The organism is uncultured Thiothrix sp. (assembly GCF_937876535.1).
Taxonomy (GTDB): domain Bacteria; phylum Pseudomonadota; class Gammaproteobacteria; order Thiotrichales; family Thiotrichaceae; genus Thiolinea.
The window spans coordinates 42,329-62,354 of sequence record NZ_CALFHZ010000025.1 but is presented as its reverse complement, the minus strand read 5'-3'; the positions used below and the strand labels follow the sequence as shown (position 1 = coordinate 62,354).

Sequence of the window (20,026 nt, the reverse complement as noted above, 5' to 3'; positions counted from 1 at the left end):
AAATAGCCACGGCTTCATTAAAGGTGCTGAACACGTTATAGGTGAAAAAGCAGTTAAAACCCGCACTGGCAAGCAGTAAAGGCCATTTGACCATCAAGAGGAGTGAGGCATTCGCGGGTTCACCACTGGCAAGGCGTTTGGCGTAGAAGAACAAAGCCAGTGAAGCAAGGATAATGACGGCTAGTGCTATCAGGATGAAGGTGTTCATGCTTGCACCGCCTTGCTAACCTGTGAATGGTTTAACTGATTAGCCAATAGGTGCAAGGCTTCCGCCTGTTCGCTCATGGTTTCTAGCAGGTGTGCCATCGTGGGTAAGTCGCTAACTTCGTTGAAGGCGCATTCCTTGGCTAAATCCAGCATACAATGCAGCCGCCATAAGCCTTGTTCAATCTGTTCGTTCGGGGGGAGTTTTTGCAGGTTCATGCTTGCACCTCCCCATTCATGCGGGTATTCAAGCCCAATTGCTTGCACCACACGGTAATGGTTTCGCGGTGAATGCCCATCAGTCGGGAAACTTCGGACAAATTGCCTTGCGCTTCGGCAAAAAAGAGGGGGAGGATGGCTTGGTGGAAGGCGTTTAAGAGCTGGTGATAGGCTTGGCCTTTGCCCTTGGTGGCTTTGTCAGTGTGTGCTTGCTGGATTGCATCTAAGGCGTGTTGGAGAGAAAGAAGGCAAATAGATTCAGGGTTGAAGCCCTTCGCTAAGTGGGCAGGCGCACCAATAGCGGGTGTTTGCGTGTTTTGCATCGCGTTATTCTCGAAAGTATGTTTAACGTTTTGACTGCATAAAAGCAGTCGGGAGCCGTTAAGCGTCCTTTCGGAAACGCTGCAAGTATTGCCGCATAGCGGTGTTGTATTCCTTGCTACTCCCGACAATTCGTTAGAGTCGTCTAGTGTAGCGGAAATGGAAAAACCGCTCATAGGCGGTTCAATATTCTTTACATTGCCGCCGAAAGTTTGCTTAACGTTGTGCCGAGTGCGTTCACTCGGTACGTTTTTTAGCTTAGACCTTGCTGGTTTATCCGTCAAGGTCTGGCTAGCGGATTTTTCTAAATTGTCTTGGCTGGGTTTCTTCATTAAAATGGCAGCGTTTAATAGATAAAATAGTTTCATGAAGCCCGACTTGTGATCGGGCTTTTTTTATTTTTAAGGGGTTTTTAGAGGACGTGCAACTATAAATTCTTATGAATTAATAACTTAGCTAGCTAAAAGTCGCACTTTTGAAAATTACGCCATTCAAAAATCAATTACTTAACAGATTAAAAGTCACACTTTTTTTATTTTTAAATTTTTTTCCCATAAGCGCATAAATTTTTCATCTTTACGTTTTACTGCGTCAGGGTAAATAGATTGTGTATTGATGTGCCGTTCAAATAGTTTTCTATAAGCCGTATAAGTGGCACGATAATGCTTACCGATTAAGAGGTCTTTATCCTCAATTATAATATTCAAATGGGCTAGCGCTTGCTTGGTATGCAATTGCTCCCGATGGCCTTCTTTAGCCCATCGCCATAACTGAATGCATGAAGGCGTATCCTGTTTAAATTTGAGGTAAGAGCTTAATATCTCTGCCCAGATTAAAACTTGATTGCTTGCTGATCGACATCGCTGGTGGACAAAGTGGTCATGCTTTCCATCAGTGACAAAAATAGTCAAATCGTTTGCATGCCGTTGTAACCAGTTATTGAAGGTTTCAGATGCTCTATGCAATTTAAACTCTTCCTCTATCTGATTGAGCATCGAATCACCTTCTGCCCCTGCATTCAATTGATAGATCATACTGGCATGAGAAGCGCATAAGCGGATATTGTTTTCTATCCATCGGTTAGCCATACTTTATTCACCTGCTTTACGTGCCTAAAAGTAATCAGGAAGCAAAAAAGGGAGTCTTTGCCGGACTCCCTTTTTTATTGGAATAATTTGTTACCGCTTGATTAGTGTATGCGGATTAGGGGCATTAAAAAAGGCAGCCAGAATGGAATAAAAAGGCTGCCTTGACGGTGGCGGTGTGAGGCAACACACCTACAACAGAGCAAAAATAAGCGTTTTAAAAAGGGGCAGCTCTGATATGACTAAACAAACTGCCCAAATCACACGCTCAGAAACTAATTAAGCCTTAACTAAACTTGTAAGCACGTGCAGAACCAGCCGGGGCAGTGACCAAAGGCGGGACTGTACCGGGTAATTCGATATTAGACAGCTTGTCTTCTAAGCTTTTGCAATGCGCTTCTAAGCTTGCATAATCGCTTTCTAATTGCTGATATTTATGCAAACTCACTACATCACGCTCGGATTCACTGGCTTTTAAAGCACTCACTACGGCGGCGGTAATTGCTTGAATATCTTCTGGTTTCACAGGTTCATCCTCTTCTAATTGGTTGATTCGATTTAATAAAGCTTGTGGAATATTTCGGTAGTGTTGCGCGGCATAATTCCACGCTTCCGCCTCTAACTTGGCGGCCTCTGGGTTGCTATTCACCACCTCGGTAATGACATCAATCAACCCGGCTTGCTGGGCTTCGGTAGCGGTGTACCACGTTTCAGCCGCTAATAAGGCTTGTACTTCCTGTGCGGATAGCCCCATCCGCCGCATGTATTCCGGCAAAATAGCCTGTTCATGCTTCTGTAAGATGGTGGCCGCTTGTGCCATCGCGTCCGCATCACCCCATGCCACGCCTTGCGCCCGGTGAATCATAATCAGACTGTTTTCAGCCGCCTCGACGGTATCACCCGCCAACATGATCACGCTGCCCATGCTCAAGGCGTAGCCCATCACCTTGACGGTCACGTGTGCCTTGTGCTGTTTCAAGGTGTTGTAGATGGGTAAACCATCGTAAAAACTGCCGCCGATGGTGTTTAAATACACCGTAATCCGCTCTACATCCCCTGCGGCTTGTAAGTCCGTTAAGAACTGCTGCACATTGGCGTAATAGCCACCAATCACCCCATACAAATAGATTTCAGCCTGTTTCGTGGCGGCATTGCTTTGGATGTTGTACCAGCGTGCACCGCTAGCGGGGGCAGGATAAGCCCCTTTAAGATTGAACATGGTCATGATCCTTGGATGAGGTAATGAGGTGCGCTTGCAAGTAGGCTCGTACATGCACCGGATTGAACTGATAAATCTTGCGCCGGTTTAAATTAATCTCTAAGCGCGGCAACAAGTCAGGGTATTTCTTGGCATGGCGTAAAAAGCGCGGCGTGGTCATCTGGGCAAGTTTCGCCGCTGCATGCGCGGATAAGGTGAACTGGCGATAATCGCGCACCGGTTCACGGGTACGCCGTGCACCTTGCCCATTTAAGGCGCTTAGATAGCGCTTTACCCCTACCTCACTATCCCGTTCTAAAGCTTGCACAAAGTAGGCTTTTGCCACTTCGGGTTCAGAGTGTTGATAGGCTAGCCCCAAGGCTTTATAGAGCTTGGCCGTCACGGGGTCAGCCATATCTTGCCCCGCTAATAAGGCATTCAATTCAATCAACAGCAGGCGATAGTTGGGAGCCAATTCCGCCTTTAAAATCCCCGTTACCAGTTCTTCGCACACGGTTTCAGCGAGTGACCGACTAAAGTCAGTCGGCGCGGCTAAGCCTTGTTTGAGCGCCACCCGTGCGAGTTCAAAACCACGTAGCCATTCACCCACATCCAAATGCCAAACCAGCAACCAGACAAATACACTAGCCTGAGTACCCACTAAACTAGCGGTTTTTTCCTGCAACACACTATCCAGCCATCCCTGATAACGTCCTAGAAGGCTTTGCTTTTCCTGATTGCGGCGAACTCGGCTTTTAATATGTTTGAGTTGCTGAAAATCAGCCTTGAATTGCCCCATCAAGACCGATTCATGGTGAGGTAACGCACTCGGTAAAGCGAAGTTTTCAGCAACCGCCTGCACCAATGGCGCGGGGCGTTGTTCCTGTACTTTCAGACGGTGAGTAGCAGCCGGTGAGAACATGATTTAAGCCCACGTCCCGTTAGCCGTTTTCAGCAATAAAGCCCCATGCCGTACCGCTGCAAACTTGCCGAAGTCTTCCACCACATAGGCTTCATTTTGGGAACGGTATTCCTCGACACGATCACGCTTAGGGTTATCCATGACGGCGCGGCGCATGGTTCCCAATTGGTAATAGATACTTAGATTACTGTAGCTAGTCACCATCACCGCACGCGCTGGAAAGAACGGCGGCATAATGCACGGTAAACCGGCCACCGTTTGCGCGGCAAACCATGACTGCAAGGCTTGGCGCTCTGTCGGTAGGTTGCTGTGTGCCAATAAAGATAAGCCGTGGTTTGTCCATAGATCACGCCCGACCAGTACCACTAAATCATCAGCCCCTTGATGCCATGTATCTAAGAGGTTGGTAATCATGTCAAACACGAGCGCGTCTAAGGTGCCATAGTCGCCACCTTCGCCGACCTTCCAAGCGTCAGTCGTGGCAAGGCCGGTGGAATCATAGCCCATGATGCGCGCCGGTTCATTGCGGCGGGTTTTCTCTAGCCAGCCGATATTCACATCTTGCAATAAGGGATTCGTGGCTAAATCGCTGGTCGTGTCGGAACGCTCGCCATTGAAACCAATCATCAAGCGGTCACGGGCGGCTTGTAAGGCGATATGGTCACTATAAATGCCTCCAAAGTTCACCATGTGCGCCCATGCATCCAGCGTGCGATAGCTAATATGGGTATCAAGGTTCGTTTGTACCGCATGGTAGGTATCACCGGATAAATCAGCGACCTCTTTAGTAGAACGCTCATCAATATCGGTATCGGTACGGCTGGCAATCGGGCGGCTAACACCAATCCCTACCCGCTGCCCTAATTGAGCAGTGACCGGAATATGATTGACTTTTTTTAGAAAGTCCGCTTTCTCAGCGGCTACACTGTAGGCGCTTTGCTGGCGTTCAGGTGGATAAGTGACCATTTCATTTCTAATATCGCCACCGTAGCCTAACCAGTTTCCTAATCCCTTGGTGTAGTTGTTAAATGCTTGTCTAGTAGTCTGTAACATTTTTTTTCCTGTCTAATCGCTAAAGATGCGCTATGAATACTCGCTTTTTACGTGCCACGTGTGACGAGCATTCAATTTGCGTGGGGTAGATTGAAAACTGGTGTGCCAGTTTTTACTTTTTTAACGATTTTTCAGGTTTTTTGAGTGTGACAAACTGTGACACAGTGTGACGTAAGCCTTGAGTGGATAGGCCATAGAACCGGCATTCTTCCTAGTAAGGGTGAAAAATGACTGAAAAAAATGCAAAAAGCCGGCAGGTGAGGAGGAGTGCGGGGCGTTGGGTAGGAATCAGTGTGCATAAAAAAGCCGGATCGTGTCCGGCTTGGGGTACAACTACGGAATCGTAGTACAAACTTTACCCTATGTATTGACGGAAAAACCGGCATTACCTACAGTGAAGTTAGAAACTTAATATAAAGAGCATAGGTATTAGTATGAGTACGATGACTGCATCTGAACTACTGGTCGAGCAAGCAAAAACCTTACCTGAGAACTTAGCCATGCAGGTACTCGATTTTTTAGAGTATCTAAAAGCCAAGCAACTAAAACAGCCCAATCAAACAACCATTGATGCAATCAATGATGATGAAGCCGAAACAGTCACATTGGAGCAATTAAGAGCGCTCTGCAAATGAGGGAGGTGAAACTTAAAAGCCAGTTTAAGAAAGATTTAAAACGCGCAAAGAAAACCCCTAATTGTGATCTTGATCGGCTCATGGTCGTTGTTGAGCAATTGGCAGAGCAAGGTTCATTACCTGATGAATACAAACCACATCCCTTGTCAGGCAATTGGAAACCAAGCTGGGAATGCCATATTCAACCTGATTTCCTGCTGGTGTACCATGTTACCGAAGAAACATTGACACTTATTCGGTGCGGCTCTCATTCTGAGCTATTTTAAGGTACTTCGCGCCTTGATCTTTTCCGCTGCCCATTGTTGATCTTGCTCAATCACAGCCCCATTGATCACACCATCCAACTGATAGCGCTCGCCACCTTGTATCAGTGCCGATAAATAGCGCCCATGTCGGGTATGCATTTTCAAGACCTTTTGAACCACCTTCTTACTAGCACCGGGGAGCTGTTCATCATTCACTAGCTTGAACAGGTCTTTATCTATCCCAATCGCCAACGGCTGAAAATTCAACCAAACGGGAAAAGCGTTCAAGCGGTCGTTCAGTTCCTTGGCTTTCAAATCACTAGGGGCAGTCGTGGGCTTCTTGGTAGGTTTGCGCGCTGGTTTCTTCTTATTCGTGGGTTTGCCTTTGTTGGCCGCTGGCTTGGCTGGCGTTGGGTTTAAATCTTCACGCCGGATGATGCGCTTGCCGCTGCGGTTCACTAGGTTGGCCGGTGGGCTGCTGGTGGGCTTCTTATTTAGTGTGAGTGTTTTTTTCGGTGTATCGGTCATCGTTTGTCTGTACCCGTGGGAATCGTGCGGGGTTTCCCGCTTGGCGGTGTTGTAGGGGCAAGTGTAGCACTACCCCTATAAAAAGCCGAAGCTAGCCCGGCTTTAGCTAGTTACATAGTGTTTAGGTATGAATTTGGCTTGAAGTGATTACTTGATAACGGAAAGGGCGAATCTTGCCACCAGCTTTTAATTTATCTAAATAATCAGCCCATGCTTGCATCATTTCGCGCCTTTCTTCTAGGTACTGCCCTCGGTTATAAGCGCCTCGGATGCGATTTTTATCTTTGTGGCTTAGTTGTCGTTCCACTGCATCAGGATTCCATGTACCCATTTCATTGAGCATGGTTGAAGCCATGCTTCTAAAACCGTGGGCGGTCATTTGTCCCTTAAAACCCATTCTATGCAGTGCCTTCGATACTGTTTCACTACACATAGGTTTGTGTTGATTGCGGCCATAACCTGGGAAAACATACAAGCCTTTTCCTGTTAATGGATATAGCTCTTTAAAGATGCTAATCGCCTGTTTTGACAAAGGAATAATATGCTTGTGCTGATTGGCTATTTTGATTTGTTGGGCGGCTTTCATGCGTCTAATTTCCACTGTCCATGTAGCGGTTTCAAAATCTATTTCTTGCCACTCAGCACCAATTAATTCACTAGGTCTAAGCATTGCTAGGGCAGATAACTTCAAAGCGCACTGAGTTAAAAATGAACCTGAATAATTATCAATCGCACGCATTAAGCGCCCAACTTCTTCCGGTTCGGTTATGGCTGGAAAGGGGACTAATTCACTATTACGAGTAAACATACCTTTCAGGCTGGCAGTAGGTTCTATTTCTGCGCGTCCTGTTGCGATGGCATAGCGGAAAACCTGCCCCAGTGATTGTAAAACTCGGAGGTGAGAGTCATGTTTAACGCGGCGTTGAATACGTTCAATAACCGGCGTTATGTCCATCGGACGTATTTCATGAACTGGTTTGGAACCAAGCCACGGAAACACGTCCCGTTCTAAATAGCTAATCGTTCTTTGTCGGTGTGTAGCTGATTTACTGCTTAGATGTTTGAGAAACCATTCTCTTGAAATACTTTCAAGGCTATTAGCGGTCTGGCCTGATTGTTGTGTTTTAGAAGCTTTCTTAAACTCAATAGGGTCTATGTCCCTCACTAATAATTCACGTGCTTCCTCGTGGCGTTCTCTGGCTAGTTTTAAGGAAACTTCTGGGTAAGCGCCTAAAGAGAGCGTTTTCATTTTGCCACTGTAGCGGTAGTTATAGCGCCAATATTTCCCAGTAGGTTTGACATGCAAGTACAAGCCGCCACCATCGCTATAGTTACAGGGGGAACCTGTTGTATGAGGAAGGGCACTTTTTTTGATGAATGAATCGGTGAGTTTGCGTTTCATAAATGTTTGTATCCTGTCTAGTGTTTAGTGACAGTACAAACAGTAATACAAACATTTTTCGCGGATACCCTAAGACACTATAGGACACGTAGAAACAAAAAAGCCCTTACAAGTGGCTACTTATAAGGGCTTTTTGGATACTGTAAAACACTACAGTACAGTGTAATGGCGGAGAGCGAGGGATTCGAACCCCCGGAAGGTTTTCCTTCAACGGTTTTCAAGACCGCCGCTTTCGACCGCTCAGCCAGCTCTCCAAGGCCGCTAAGACTAATAAAAACTTTGAGTAATTTCCAGCTTTTTTTGCTTAGTGGTCAAAAAAATCTTCATCTGACCCTGCTAGCTCTTCCTGAAGCACGCGAGTAGACTCGCAAACATCATTTGATTGACCACAGTGGAGAGACTATGGAAGCCGATTACATCATCATTGGTGCAGGATCAGCGGGCTGCGTGTTAGCCAATCGCTTGAGTGAAGATCCCTCTAAGCGGGTCTTATTACTGGAATATGGTGGTAGTGATCGCAATCTGTTTATTCAAATGCCCACGGCGCTGTCGATTCCAATGAATACTGAAAAATTCGCATGGCAGTTTCATACTGAGCCTGAACCTTATTTGAATAACCGAAAAATGCATTGTCCACGTGGCAAAGTGCTAGGTGGTTCGTCATCTATTAATGGCATGGTCTATGTGCGTGGGCATGCGCGTGATTTCGATGAATGGGCTGAGCAGGGTGCTACTGATTGGGATTATCAGCACTGCTTGCCCTATTTTCGTAAAGCCGATGATTGGGCATTTGGAAGCGATGCTTACCGCGCTCAAGGTGGACCGCTTTCAGTCAATAATGGCAATCAAATGCAAAACCCCTTGTACCGCACTTTTATTGAGGCAGGCGTACAAGCAGGCTACTTGCCCACCAAAGATTACAATGGTCAGCAACAAGAAGGCTTTGGCCCGATGCATATGACGGTTAAAAATGGTCTGCGTTGGTCAACCGCGAATGCTTATCTAAAACCCGCTCTGAAGCGCCCGAATCTACAAGTTGTGACGAATGCCATGACACAGCGGATTTTGTTTGAAGGCAAGCGTGCAGTTGGTGTGTCTTTCTTAAAAAATGGGCAAGAACAACAAGCTACAGCAAAGCTTGAAGTCATTTTATCGGCGGGCGCGATTGGCTCACCCCATTTATTGCAAGTGTCTGGTATAGGGCCTGCAGCCGTTTTACAAGCAGCGGGTGTACCCGTTGTGCATGATTTGCAGGGAGTGGGGGAAAACTTACAAGATCATTTAGAGTTCTATTTCCAATTCCGCTGCAAGCAGCCCATTACACTGAATGGTCAGCTTGATCCGTGGCATAAGTTTTTAATTGGTGCGCGTTGGCTACTGAAGCGCGATGGTTTGGGGGCGACGAATCATTTCGAATCTTGCGCCTTCATTCGCTCTAAACCGGGAATGGAGTGGCCGGATATTCAATACCATTTCTTGCCTGCTGCGATGCGCTATGACGGGCGCTCAGCCTTTGATGGACATGGCTTCCAAGTGCATGTCGGCCACAATAAACCTAAAAGCCGTGGACGTATCCAAATTCGTAAAGCGGATGTGCGTGAAGCACCTTCCATTCTGTTTAACTACCTGCAACACCAAGATGATATTGAAGGCTTCCGTGCCTGCGTGCGCTTAACTCGCAATATTATTGGGCAGCCTGCTTTTGACCCTTATCGTGATTCTGAAATCCAACCGGGCGAAACAGTGCAGACTGATGAAGAAATTGATGCTTTCGTGCGCGCTCATACCGAGAGTGCTTATCATCCCTCCTGTGCTTGTCGCATGGGCACGGATGCTTTAGCAGTGGTTGATCCTGATACGCGGGTGCAAGGTGTACAGGGTTTGCGCGTGGTGGACTCCTCGATTTTCCCAACCATTACCAATGGCAATCTGAACTCACCCACGATTATGTTGGCCGAACGTGCTGCTGATTTGATTAAAGGCAAAGGGATGCTGCCAGCTGCGGGGGTAGAGGTTTATATTGACCCTGAATATCAAAGCCGCCAGCGGGTAGGGCAGCCGCAGCGAAGCTAGTCAATAGCTTACTTTGGGCGAGTTAGCTCGCCCAGCCTTTACTCATATCCGGTTGAGCATAATGCTCTAACACCCGCTCAGGATAGTTGGTGAATATCCCATCCACGCCTAAGTCAACCATTGCTTGAATATCCTCAGGATCATTGACGGTATAGACATACACTTTCAAACCACGCGCATGTGCATCCTCCACATAGTCTTGATCAACCAGCTCTAACGAGGGGTTCACGGCAATCGCACCTAAATCTTCTGCAAACTGGGCATGGTCGACTGGAATCGAGTAACCTAAAGCAGCAATATTTAAGCTAGGATCTAAGCGCCGTACTTGTTGTAGTGCACGGTGATCAAAAGAAGAAATCAGAAGTTGTTCACGCCGCCAGCTACTAATCTCAGGGTGAAGCATGGTTTGAATGAAATACACCACATCCGCCGCGACATTGCTGCCCTTCAATTCAATATTTAGGCAGGCTTTGCCATCAATTTCGCCACACACTTCGGCAAGGGTGGGAATACGCTCACCTTGACCGGCATCGAGGGAGCGTAAATAGCCAAAATCATGCTCGCTTAATTTACCTTTGCCATTAGTGGTGCGCTCTAAGCGTTCGTCGTGAATCACCAGCAAATTGCCATGCACGCAATACACGTCGATTTCAATGCAAGGTGCACCAAGCTCTAGTGCTTTACGAATGGAGGCTATAGTATTTTCGGGGGCATGGCCCATCGCACCGCGATGGGCAATACATAATAAACTAGGCTTGTTGTTTTGATTGAGCATGCAATTAAAGTCTTATTTGGAAACAGTCACTAAAGAACAACAGCCAGACATCACTTTCTGGCCATTTAATACGGCAGTGACTGTGTAAGGATAGTTTTTATCCGACATACCATCACTACAATCTTCAACTTTCTCTAAAAAGGCAGTGGTTGACGCATTACCGCGTGCACCTGCTACCACAGCAATGGTCGTACTATTCGCAGATTGTTGGCGCATACTCACAGGCACGGTAAATTGTGCACCGCCCATAATATTCACCTTCATCTCGCGCTCACTCACACTCATACTCCAGAAAGGCTCTGTACCTCCGCACTGCATCACCACTTCAGGTTTAACCACAGGCTTAGGTTTGGCTGGATTGTAGTCCACTGTGTCTACATCTTCGCGCAAATAATATTTATTCACCCAGCCTTGCTGACCCGCCCACGCGATTTTAACCCAAACCGAGTTGCCATCTTTTTTCTCTTGACCCAATGCCACTAAGCCTTTGGCATTCGCGGGTAAGACTGCAACTACACTACCACCTGTTCCGGGTTGAGTGCGCATATTTAGCCCATCATCGGGCGCGACTTTGGAGACGGCATATACACGACTGGCGGCAGCGGCGGGTGCAGCACCTGCATTTATAGTCACAGGTGCACTACTAGTGGGTGCAGCATTAGTGGTAGCAGTGACGGTGGTATTGGCAGCCTGGCTATTGGTAACGAAGATCATTAATCCAGAAGCTGCTAGTACTAAAGTCCGTTTCATCACAAGGTTCTCCCCCGATTAAAATGTGGTAAAAATCTTACCAATGGTTTTTGAATAACCCTAGTTTAGCGCGGTTTCAAGGTTTTATGACAGACTCTTGCCCAATCTATCTCGACTAAGACACAATCAAACTATACCGTTAGCCAAATTTGCGCAGGAGAGTAAGCATGCATTTGCTGGGAATCGATTTAGGGACATCCAGTGTCAAAGCGATATTAATGAATGAGCAGCAACAGATTCTCGGCTCCAGCAGTCAAGCACTCGAGGTCTTTCGCCCTCATCCGGGCTGGTCTGAGCAGCATCCTACCGATTGGCTGACTGCCATCGATCAAGCCTTACAAGCTTTACAGCAAGCCCATCCACAGGAAATGGCTGATGTACAAGGCTTAGCTTTATCCGGGCATATGCATGGTGCAACGTTGCTCGATGCACAAAATCAAGTTTTACGCCCTTGTATCCTCTGGAATGACATCCGCAGTTATCTCGAAGCGGCTGAATTAGACGCTAAACCTATTTTCCGAGCGTTGTCTGGCAATATCGTTTTTCCAGGGTTTACTGCCCCTAAGCTAGTTTGGGTACAAAAACACGAACCGGCTATTTTTACCCAAGTACATAAAGTGCTATTGCCAAAAGACTATGTACGCTGGTGGTTAACGGGTGAATATGCTTCTGATATGTCTGATGCGGCGGGTACTGCGTGGCTTGATGTAGCTAAGCGCGCATGGTCCCCCGAGTTACTAGCTGCTAGTGGTATGCGCCTTGAGCAGATGCCGAAAGCAATTGAAGGTACGGAGATTAGTGGTTATTTGCATCCACATTTAGCCGAGCGTTGGGGGATTAAACAGCGCGTCATCGTGGCCGGTGGTGCGGGTGATAATGCCGCTGCTGCTTGTGGCATGGGAACGGTCGCTGCTGGTAGCGCCTTTGTATCTTTAGGTACTTCAGGTGTGTTATTTGCAGCAACGGCCAGCTATTTACCGAATCCAGCCAGTGCAGTGCATACCTTCTGCCATGCCATTCCGCATACTTGGCATCAAATGGGGGTGATTTTATCCGCCACCGATTCTTTAAATTGGTATGCGCAGATTGTGCATCAATCCCCTGCAGCACTCACTCAAGCCTTAGGCGAACAGTTGAAAGCGCCTAGTCAGGTGTGTTTCTTACCCTATTTATCCGGTGAACGGACTCCGCACAATGATGCCAAAGTGCGTGGTGCTTTTATTGGCTTAAGCCACACGGATCAGCAACAGGATTTAACTCAAGCGGTATTGGAAGGCGTAAGCTTTGCGATACATGATAATCTCAAGGCACTCAAGGCTGCAGGCACGCAGTTAGAGCGTGTTACGGCAGTGGGTGGTGGCTCACGTTCACATTATTGGTTGAAGGTTTTAGCCACAACTTTAAATTTACCGATTGATTTGCCCGCCGAAGGCGATTTCGGTGCTGCCTTTGGTGCAGCACGTTTAGCGTTAATTGCTGCCACCCAAGCGAAGCCGCTAGAGGTGTTAACTGCCCCTAAAGTGGCACAAACGATTGAGCCAGAAACAGACTATATTCAAGCCTTTAGCGAGGCTTATCAGCGTTATCAACAACTATACCCTGCCATTAAGGGAGCATCACTATGAGCACAGGTTTCTTTGGTAATATTTCCCCGATTGCTTATGAAGGCGCGGAAAGTCGTAATCCATTAGCGTATCGTTTTTATAATCCAGATGAGTTAGTGCTAGGGAAGCGTATGGAGGAGCATCTGCGCATGGCGGTGTGCTATTGGCATACCTTCTGTTGGCAGGGAAATGATCCTTTTGGTGGCGCTACTTTTGAGCGTCCTTGGTTTGGCGAAGGCATGAGTATGGCTAAAATGAAGGCGGATGTAGCCTTTGAAATGTTTAGCCTACTTGGTGTTCCGTATTTCTCTTTCCACGATTTGGATGTACGCCCTGAAGGTGAAACCTTTGCGGAAAGTGCTTATCGTTTGCATGCGATGGCGGATTATTTCCAGCAAAAAATGGAGGAAACCGGCGTTGGCTTGTTGTGGGGCACGGCGAATCTATTCTCTCAACGCCGCTTTATGGCAGGAGCTTCGACCAATCCTGATCCGAATGTATTTGCTTATGCAGCAGCGACTGTAAAGCATTGCATGGATGTGACACATCAACTGAAGGGCGCAAATTACGTGCTTTGGGGTGGGCGCGAAGGTTATGAAACTTTACTCAACACCGACTTACGCCGTGAGTTAGATCAATATGGACGCTTCCTAAACTTGGTGGTAGAGCACAAGCATAAACTAGGTTTCACTGGCACCATTCTCATTGAACCTAAGCCTCAAGAACCTAGTAAGCACCAGTACGATTTTGATGTAGCTACGGTGTATGGTTTCTTAAAGCGTTATGGTTTAGAGCAGGAAGTTAAAGTCAATATTGAAGTCGGGCATGCGGTATTAGCAGGGCATACCTTCGAGCATGAAGTCGCTTTAGCCAATGCATTGGATATTTTTGGCTCGATTGATGCGAACCGTAACGACTACCAATCCGGCTGGGACACGGATCAATTCCCGAATAATGTTCCTGAAATGGCTTTGGCTTATTACTATATCCTGCAAGGCGGAGGATTTAAAACAGGTGGCACGAATTTTGACTCCAAATTGCGCCGTCAATCCCTTGACCCTGAGGATTTATTGATTGGGCATATCGGCGGGATGGATACCTGTGCAAGAGCTTTAAAATCAGCCGCTAAACTATGGGAAGATAAAGCTTTATCGCAGCCTTTAGAGCAGCGTTATGCAGCTTGGAGTGCTGCAGAGGCACAAGCGATGTTGCAAGGTGAACGTTCTTTAGAGCAGATTGCAACTTATGTAGAGGAGAACAATCTGAATCCACAGCCACGCTCTGGTAAACAAGAGTTGCTAGAAAATATTGTCAATCGCTATGTCTAAACTATGAGAAGCTTAATTTTAATTGCCCACGGTAGCCGACGTGCTGAGTCCAATGAGGAAGTACGTGCCTTGGCTACACAACTTGGCCGTATGTCGAAGAGTTTTGATTCAGTGACTTGTGCCTTTTTGGAGTTGGCTGAACCTTCAATTCCTGATGGGATTGAAGCCTGTGTGCAACAAGGCGCTAACGACATTGTGATCTTGCCGTATTTTTTGTCAGCAGGGCGGCATGTCGCGGAGGATATTCCAGCTTTAGTCAAACCGAAGCAGTTGCAATATCCTGATTTAAAAATTGAATTACGGCCTTATTTAGGCGCTGCTAAAGCTTTACCAGCTTTATTAGTAGGCTTAGTGGAGTAGTTCGTAGCTTGGATTAGGGATGCTTGGCAGCATCCCTAGTGTTTAAGTTAGGATTTAGTTTGGTCAGTTCTTTTAGCTTGTTCAGCGGCTGCTTCATTCGCATTAGCTTTCCATTCCTGAGTTTTAGCGGTGGCTTCTTCTTTTACATCTTTAGCCACATCCACTGCTTTTTCTTTTAATTCCTGTGCAGTTTCAACCGCTTCTTGTTTGAAGTCATTAAAGTTCTCCGAAGCGCGATCACTTAGGTCGGCTTTAGCCGATTGTCGCTCTGCTTTAGAGGCTGTATTAATGCCGAGGAATTTATAGAGGCCGCAAAAGCTGAGTAGGCCTGTGGCTAAAATAACAATGCCTAAAAGAATTAAGCCAAAGCTTTTAAAAATACCAATAGCAATCAATAAAATACCGATGCCAATACGGATATTTTTGTCAGTACGGCCTACATTACGTTCAAGTTCCATGGAAAACTCCTCTGTTCAAGCTGGATAAAATTTTAATTCGATTTAAAGGTAGATTGGGATGTTTCTGTCCAGAACAAGAGGGAGCATAAAGTTTGTGCACTGCACTTGCAATTAAAACTACAGAACTCGAGTGCTAGCTGTTCCAGACTTATCAAGAAATATTATATGCTTGTCTGGGTATACCCATTCCACAGTTCAATCAGTTGAGGAATTTCTATGAAGAAGTGTCTGCTAGTCTTATTGGTTTCCAGTTTATCTACGGTTGTTAGTGCAGAAGATTTGAAACCTGCCATTGTTTATGACCTCGGTACTAAGTTTGATAAGTCTTTTAATGAAGGCGTTTCCAATGGCGCCAAGCGATTTACTGAAGAAACTAAAATAGAAGTTCGTGAATTTGAACCTGCTAATGACTCTCAAATCGAGCAAGCTATTCGCAAAATGGCCAGCCGTGGTTCTGATCCCATTATCTCTGTTGGTTTTAGCCAAGCGAATGCCCTAACGGCTGTGGCTAAAGAATTCCCTAAACTCAGCTTCACGATTATCGATAGTGTGGTCGATCAGCCGAATGTGCGCTCAGTCACCTTCAAAGAAGAGCAAGGTTCATTCTTAGTGGGCGCTTTAGCCGCAATGGCCTCTAAAACTGGCAAAGTGGGTTTTGTTGGCGGTCAAGATATTGCGTTAATTCGTAAATTTGCTTGTGGGTATGAGCAGGGGGCGAAGTATATTAAAAAGGATATTGAAGTCTTTCAAAATATGACCGGTTCGACTGGGGCGGCTTGGAATAATCCCAGTAAAGGTGGTGAATTAGCTAAATCCCAATTTGACCGTGGGGCGGATGTGATTTTTGCAGCAGCCGGTGGCACTGGCATTGGGGTGTATCAAGCAGCGAAAGACAATGGTAAATACGCAATTGGTGTTGATTCCAACCAAAATCATCTCCAGCCCGGCACTATGCTCACTTCGATGATCAAACGAGTCGATAATGCCGCCTATGATACCTTTAAGGCAAAAATGGATGGCAGTTGGAAACCCGGTGTTGTTTCTTTAGGTCTTGCAGAGAAAGGTGTGGGTTGGGCAGTTGATGAAAATAACGAGGCCTTAGTCAAACCTTATATGGAAAAAATGGCTGAAATCGAAAAAGGGATTGTCGATGGCAGCATTAAAGTCCATGACTATATGACTGATAACAAATGTGAGTATTAAGCCTTGAATGCCTGCGCTTTAGAGCTGATTGGAGTCAGTAAACGCTTTGGTTTAGTCAAAGCCAATCAAGATATTTCATTGTGCGTTCCCTCGGGAACTATTCATGGCATCATCGGTGAAAATGGCGCAGGCAAGTCAACCTTAATGAGCATTATCTACGGATTTTACCAAGCTGATAGCGGTGAAATCCGTATTCAAGGCCAGACCGTTACTATCCATGATTCCAAACAAGCGATTGCATTGGGCATTGGGATGGTGCACCAGCATTTCATGTTAGTGGATGAGTTCACTGCTTTAGAAAATATTATGTTGGGTGCAGAGGGCGGCGCTTTATTGCATGAAGGCGAACAGCGCGTCCGTAAACGTTTAGCTGAATTAAGTCGACTGTATGGTTTGGAAGTACCTTTAGATATTCCAGTGAACCAGTTAGCAGTCGGTGTACAGCAACGGATTGAAATCCTCAAAACCCTTTATCGCGAAGCACGCATTCTAATTCTTGATGAACCAACGGGTGTACTCACCCCCCAAGAAGCGGATGATTTATTTAAAATTTTGCACACCTTAAAAGCGGATGGTGTAACTATTCTGCTAATTACGCATAAATTGCGCGAAATTATGGCGATTACTGATCAAGTTTCGGTAATGCGTCAAGGGCAAATGGTGGCACATCGCGAAACCGCTGCGACCAGTATGCCTGAGCTGGCTGAATTAATGGTCGGGCGCAAAGTTCGCCAGTCTGTTGATCGGCATGAACAATCTACAGGTCAAGTATTGCTAGAAGTGCGCAACTTGACGGTACGCGATAAACAAGGCATTGCTCGGGTTAATAAGGTCAGCTTACAAGTCGCTGCTGGTGAAATTGTTGGAATTGCAGGGGTATCTGGGAATGGTCAAAGTGAGCTTTTACAAGCTCTAGCGGGCATTATTCCTTTTAGTGAAGGTGAAATCAGTTTTGCGGGGCAAAACATTACACCTAAACAGCCCGTAAACGCGGCGCGGATGCGTGAGCTAGGCATGGCACATGTCCCAGAAGATCGACATCGGATGGGCTTAGTTTTACCCTTTGCAGCGTATCAATCGTCTATTTTAGGTTATCAGCGGGTGGATAAATATAACCACGGTCTAACCTTAAATGATCCAGCCATTCGCACTGAATACACTGATCGTGCTGAGCAATTTGATATTCGCCCCCGTGATCCTTTCCTTGGCTCGAATAATTTTTCAGGTGGGAATCAGCAAAAAATTGTTTTAGCTCGCGAAATTGGCGCTGATCCGCAACTACTGTTGGTGGGTCAGCCCACCCGGGGGGTCGATATTGGTGCCATTGAGTTTATTCATCAGCACATTATGGATATGCGCAATGAGGGTAAGGGTATTTTGCTAGTATCGGTGGAGCTAGATGAGATTATGACCCTCTCAGATCGTATTCTGGTTATGTGCGGTGGTGTAATTACTGGTGAAGTAGGCCGTGAACAAGCGAATGAACAAATTCTCGGCCTGTTAATGGCTAATGCTTTAGATCCCAATGAATCACAAGGACACTCTGCATGAAAGCAGCGACCTTAAATAAGTTTCTATCCATTTTCCTGTTGCCAGTCCTGAATATTCTCACGGCGTTTATTTTTACCACCTTACTATTTTTAGTGATCGGTATAGACCCTTGGGAGGCTGCAAAAATTCTAGTCCAGGGTGCCTTCGGTTATGAGGAAGGTATTGGCTACACGCTTTATTACACGACTAATTTTATTTTCACTGGCTTAGCAGTCGCCATCGCTTTCCATGCAGGGTTATTTAATATTGGGGGCGAAGGACAGGCTTATATCGGTGGCTTAGGGGTGAGTTTAGTCGCTTTAGGTTTGGGGTCGTTCTTGCCGCCTATATTCTTGTTGCCTTTAGCGATTCTAGCGGCGGCTGCCTTTGGTGCAGCTTGGGCAGCCATTCCAGCTTACTTACAAGCGTATCGAGGGAGTCATATCGTTATTACCACGATTATGTTTAACTTCCTCGCCGCGTCCTTGATGGTGTATTTGCTGGTCAATGTGTTTTCTGAAGCAGGTCAAGGGATGCCCGCCAGCCGTGCTTTTCCAGATAGTGCGAGCTTGTGGACTTGGCAAGCCTTCATGGCTCAGTTCGGCATCGAGTTTGCAGCCTCACCCTTAAATATCTCCATTATTTTAGCCTTAATCTGTTGTGTTGCGGTTTGGGTCTTTTTATGGAAGACCCGTTGGGGTTATGAATTACGCACGGTAGGGGCTAATCCTGAGGCAGCGATTTACGCAGGAATTAATCCCAAACGGATCATTATGTTAGCTATGCTGATCTCAGGTGCTCTAGCAGGTTTTGTAGCGGTGAATGAGCTTTTAGGCGTACAGCATCGCTTAGTCTTAGGTTTCAATACGGGCTATGGTTTTGCAGGAATTGCAGTGGCTTTGATGGGGCGCAATCATCCGATTGGTGTGATGCTTGCGGCCTTATTATTTGGCGCGCTTTATCAAGGGGGCGCTGAGTTAGCCTTTGAAATTCCTAGTGTGACGCGTGATGTAGTGGTGGTTATTCAAGGCTTAATTATTCTGTTCTCGGGTGCTTTAGAGTTTATGTATCGAGCGCCTTTGCAGCGCTGGTTATTAAGTTTTGCGAGGGAGGCTTAATCATGCAGGACGCTTGGGTTTGGTTGATTTTAAGTCTGGATGCTACCTTGCGGGTTTCAACGCCTTTGATCTTTGCTGCCTTAGCGGGGTTATTCTCAGAGCGCTCCGGCATTGTTGATATTGGCTTAGAGGGTAAGATGCTAGTTGGGGCTTTTGCCGCAGCAACCGTGGCCTCTGTGAGTGGTTCAGTGTGGCTAGGCTTATTAATGGCGATTGTCGCTTCGGTCGGTTTCGCCTTACTACATGGCTTTGCCTGCATTACCCATCGCGGGAATCAGGTGGTGAGTGGCGTGGCCATTAATATCTTAGCCTCAGGTTTAACAATGGTGTTAGGTTTAGCTTGGTTTCATCAAGGTGGTTCTACACCTGCTTTAACTAATGATCAGCGTTTCACCTCAATTGACTTACCCTTTGCTCAGCAGTTAGCCGATGTGCCGGGGATTGGTTTGCTCTATAGCGAGCTATTATCTGGGCATAATATTTTGGTTTATATCGCCTTTGCCTTAGTGCCTGTAAGTTGGTGGGTTTTGTATCGTACCCGCTTTGGTTTGCGCTTACGCGCGGTCGGTGAAAATCCTAAAGCAGTAGATACTGCAGGAATCTCGGTCGCTGGTTTGCGTTATCGTGCAGTGATGATTGCAGGTGTTCTGTGTGGCTTCGCAGGAGCTTATTTAGCCACAGCGCAAAATGCCCAATTCATTCGGGATATGACGGCGGGTCAAGGCTTTATGGCCTTAGCTGCATTGATTTTTGCGAAATGGCGGCCGTGGCCAATTTTATTTGCTTGCCTCTTATTCGGTTTTTTAGATGCAGTCGCAGTGCGTTTGCAGGGTGTGACTTTGCCCGGGATTGGTCTGGTTCCAGTACAATTAATTGAGGCTTTGCCCTATTTGCTGACCGTTATTTTATTGGCGGGCTTTATTGGTAAAGCAAACCCTCCGAAAGCGGTTGGTTTGCCGTATGTGAAAGAGCGTTAGTGCTTGGGTAGCTTTGAAAGTGTAAATATTCTCGTTTG

General features: G+C 46.5%; 22 protein-coding genes and 1 tRNA gene. 10 read left to right on the top strand and 13 right to left on the bottom strand.

Translation table 11 applies throughout. The features are described 5' to 3' along the window. The 7 genes from Q0230_RS18685 to Q0230_RS18655 form a co-directional block, all read right to left on the bottom strand. The coding region (locus Q0230_RS18685) for a hypothetical protein (RefSeq protein WP_298613019.1) at positions 1-208 on the bottom strand (208 nt) is incomplete at its 3' end. Beyond that, positions 205-423, bottom strand: a complete 219-nt coding sequence (locus Q0230_RS18680; protein WP_298613016.1) for a hypothetical protein — start codon at positions 421-423, stop codon at positions 205-207. The genes Q0230_RS18680 and Q0230_RS18685, both read right to left, overlap by 4 nt. Beyond that, entirely contained in the window at positions 420-1,112 is a 693-nt protein-coding gene (locus Q0230_RS18675; RefSeq protein WP_298613013.1) for a hypothetical protein, read from the bottom strand. The genes Q0230_RS18680 and Q0230_RS18675 overlap by 4 nt, the downstream gene beginning before the upstream one ends. Before the next feature lie 153 nt (positions 1,113-1,265). Further along, entirely contained in the window at positions 1,266-1,832 is a 567-nt protein-coding gene (locus Q0230_RS18670; RefSeq protein WP_298613011.1) for a hypothetical protein, read from the bottom strand. A gap of 283 nt (positions 1,833-2,115) precedes the next feature. Continuing rightward, positions 2,116-3,048, bottom strand: a complete 933-nt coding sequence (locus Q0230_RS18665; RefSeq protein WP_298613008.1) for a head maturation protease, ClpP-related — start codon at positions 3,046-3,048, stop codon at positions 2,116-2,118. Then, positions 3,035-3,949 (bottom strand): phage terminase small subunit, encoded by a 915-nt coding sequence (gpM, locus tag Q0230_RS18660; protein ID WP_298613005.1) that lies wholly within the window; start codon positions 3,947-3,949, stop codon positions 3,035-3,037. The genes Q0230_RS18665 and gpM overlap by 14 nt, the downstream gene beginning before the upstream one ends. A 3-nt stretch (positions 3,950-3,952) precedes the next feature. Then, on the bottom strand, positions 3,953-5,002 hold the full coding sequence (locus Q0230_RS18655) for a phage major capsid protein, P2 family (RefSeq protein WP_298613001.1): 1,050 nt from the start codon (positions 5,000-5,002) through the stop codon (positions 3,953-3,955). Positions 5,003-5,436: 434 nt separating this feature from the next. On the opposite strand from Q0230_RS18655, the gene Q0230_RS18650 reads away from it, so the two are divergent. Together Q0230_RS18650 and Q0230_RS18645 are read left to right on the top strand one after the other, a co-directional pair. Next, positions 5,437-5,637 carry a DUF2281 domain-containing protein gene (locus tag Q0230_RS18650; RefSeq protein ID WP_298612999.1) on the top strand — a complete coding sequence of 67 codons (201 nt, stop codon included), beginning with the start codon at positions 5,437-5,439 and terminating at the stop codon, positions 5,635-5,637. Further along, positions 5,634-5,903 carry a type II toxin-antitoxin system YafQ family toxin gene (locus Q0230_RS18645; protein WP_298612996.1) on the top strand — a complete coding sequence of 90 codons (270 nt, stop codon included), beginning with the start codon at positions 5,634-5,636 and terminating at the stop codon, positions 5,901-5,903. The genes Q0230_RS18650 and Q0230_RS18645 overlap by 4 nt, the downstream gene beginning before the upstream one ends. On the opposite strand, the gene Q0230_RS18640 is transcribed toward Q0230_RS18645, so the two are convergent. The 3 genes from Q0230_RS18640 to Q0230_RS18630 all read right to left on the bottom strand — a co-directional run bounded on the left by Q0230_RS18640 (position 5,895) and on the right by Q0230_RS18630 (position 8,066). Then, complete coding sequence (locus tag Q0230_RS18640; RefSeq protein WP_298612993.1) at positions 5,895-6,410, bottom strand: ProQ/FINO family protein; 516 nt, start codon at positions 6,408-6,410, stop codon at positions 5,895-5,897. The genes Q0230_RS18645 and Q0230_RS18640 overlap by 9 nt on opposite strands. A 121-nt stretch (positions 6,411-6,531) precedes the next feature. Continuing rightward, positions 6,532-7,812: an integrase arm-type DNA-binding domain-containing protein gene (locus tag Q0230_RS18635; RefSeq protein ID WP_298612990.1), complete on the bottom strand. Its 1,281-nt coding sequence runs from the start codon at positions 7,810-7,812 to the stop codon at positions 6,532-6,534. A gap of 166 nt (positions 7,813-7,978) precedes the next feature. Further along, a tRNA-Ser gene (locus tag Q0230_RS18630) sits at positions 7,979-8,066 on the bottom strand. 148 nt (positions 8,067-8,214) lie between these two features. Here Q0230_RS18630 and betA point away from each other — a divergent pair. Then, complete coding sequence (gene betA / locus Q0230_RS18625; RefSeq protein ID WP_298612987.1) at positions 8,215-9,885, top strand: choline dehydrogenase; 1,671 nt, start codon at positions 8,215-8,217, stop codon at positions 9,883-9,885. A 22-nt stretch (positions 9,886-9,907) separates the two neighbouring features. On the opposite strand, the gene Q0230_RS18620 is transcribed toward betA, so the two are convergent. Together Q0230_RS18620 and Q0230_RS18615 are read right to left on the bottom strand one after the other, a co-directional pair. Beyond that, positions 9,908-10,660 carry a glycerophosphodiester phosphodiesterase family protein gene (locus Q0230_RS18620; RefSeq protein ID WP_298612984.1) on the bottom strand — a complete coding sequence of 251 codons (753 nt, stop codon included), beginning with the start codon at positions 10,658-10,660 and terminating at the stop codon, positions 9,908-9,910. A 12-nt stretch (positions 10,661-10,672) separates the two neighbouring features. Then, positions 10,673-11,410 (bottom strand): SH3 domain-containing protein, encoded by a 738-nt coding sequence (locus Q0230_RS18615; protein WP_298612981.1) that lies wholly within the window; start codon positions 11,408-11,410, stop codon positions 10,673-10,675. A gap of 167 nt (positions 11,411-11,577) precedes the next feature. Between Q0230_RS18615 and xylB the strand changes: the two genes are divergently transcribed. Genes xylB through Q0230_RS18600 form a run of 3 tightly spaced genes read left to right on the top strand, consistent with a single transcriptional unit; the run spans position 11,578 to position 14,702 of the window. Further along, complete coding sequence (xylB, locus tag Q0230_RS18610) at positions 11,578-13,035, top strand: xylulokinase (protein WP_298612978.1); 1,458 nt, start codon at positions 11,578-11,580, stop codon at positions 13,033-13,035. Next, on the top strand, positions 13,032-14,342 hold the full coding sequence (gene xylA, locus Q0230_RS18605; RefSeq protein ID WP_298612975.1) for a xylose isomerase: 1,311 nt from the start codon (positions 13,032-13,034) through the stop codon (positions 14,340-14,342). Before xylB ends, xylA begins: the two co-directional genes overlap by 4 nt. A gap of 3 nt (positions 14,343-14,345) precedes the next feature. Next, complete coding sequence (locus Q0230_RS18600) at positions 14,346-14,702, top strand: CbiX/SirB N-terminal domain-containing protein (protein WP_298612972.1); 357 nt, start codon at positions 14,346-14,348, stop codon at positions 14,700-14,702. A 47-nt stretch (positions 14,703-14,749) separates the two neighbouring features. Here Q0230_RS18600 and Q0230_RS18595 read toward each other — a convergent pair whose 3' ends face one another. Beyond that, positions 14,750-15,160, bottom strand: a complete 411-nt coding sequence (locus tag Q0230_RS18595) for a DUF2892 domain-containing protein (RefSeq protein WP_298612969.1) — start codon at positions 15,158-15,160, stop codon at positions 14,750-14,752. Positions 15,161-15,376: 216 nt separating this feature from the next. Here Q0230_RS18595 and Q0230_RS18590 point away from each other — a divergent pair, with 216 nt between their 5' ends. From Q0230_RS18590 to Q0230_RS18575, 4 genes are read left to right on the top strand one after another with little or no spacing between them, the layout of a single operon-like run. Then, positions 15,377-16,363, top strand: a complete 987-nt coding sequence (locus Q0230_RS18590) for a BMP family ABC transporter substrate-binding protein (RefSeq protein WP_298612967.1) — start codon at positions 15,377-15,379, stop codon at positions 16,361-16,363. Positions 16,364-16,366: 3 nt separating this feature from the next. Continuing rightward, positions 16,367-17,914 carry an ABC transporter ATP-binding protein gene (locus Q0230_RS18585; RefSeq protein WP_298612964.1) on the top strand — a complete coding sequence of 516 codons (1,548 nt, stop codon included), beginning with the start codon at positions 16,367-16,369 and terminating at the stop codon, positions 17,912-17,914. Then, the gene (locus tag Q0230_RS18580; protein ID WP_298612962.1) at positions 17,911-19,011 is read left to right on the top strand and encodes an ABC transporter permease; all 1,101 of its coding nucleotides are present in this window, start codon (positions 17,911-17,913) and stop codon (positions 19,009-19,011) included. Before Q0230_RS18585 ends, Q0230_RS18580 begins: the two co-directional genes overlap by 4 nt. 2 nt (positions 19,012-19,013) lie before the next feature. After that, entirely contained in the window at positions 19,014-19,988 is a 975-nt protein-coding gene (locus tag Q0230_RS18575; protein ID WP_298612959.1) for an ABC transporter permease, read from the top strand. The last annotated feature ends 38 nt before the right edge of the window (positions 19,989-20,026 follow it).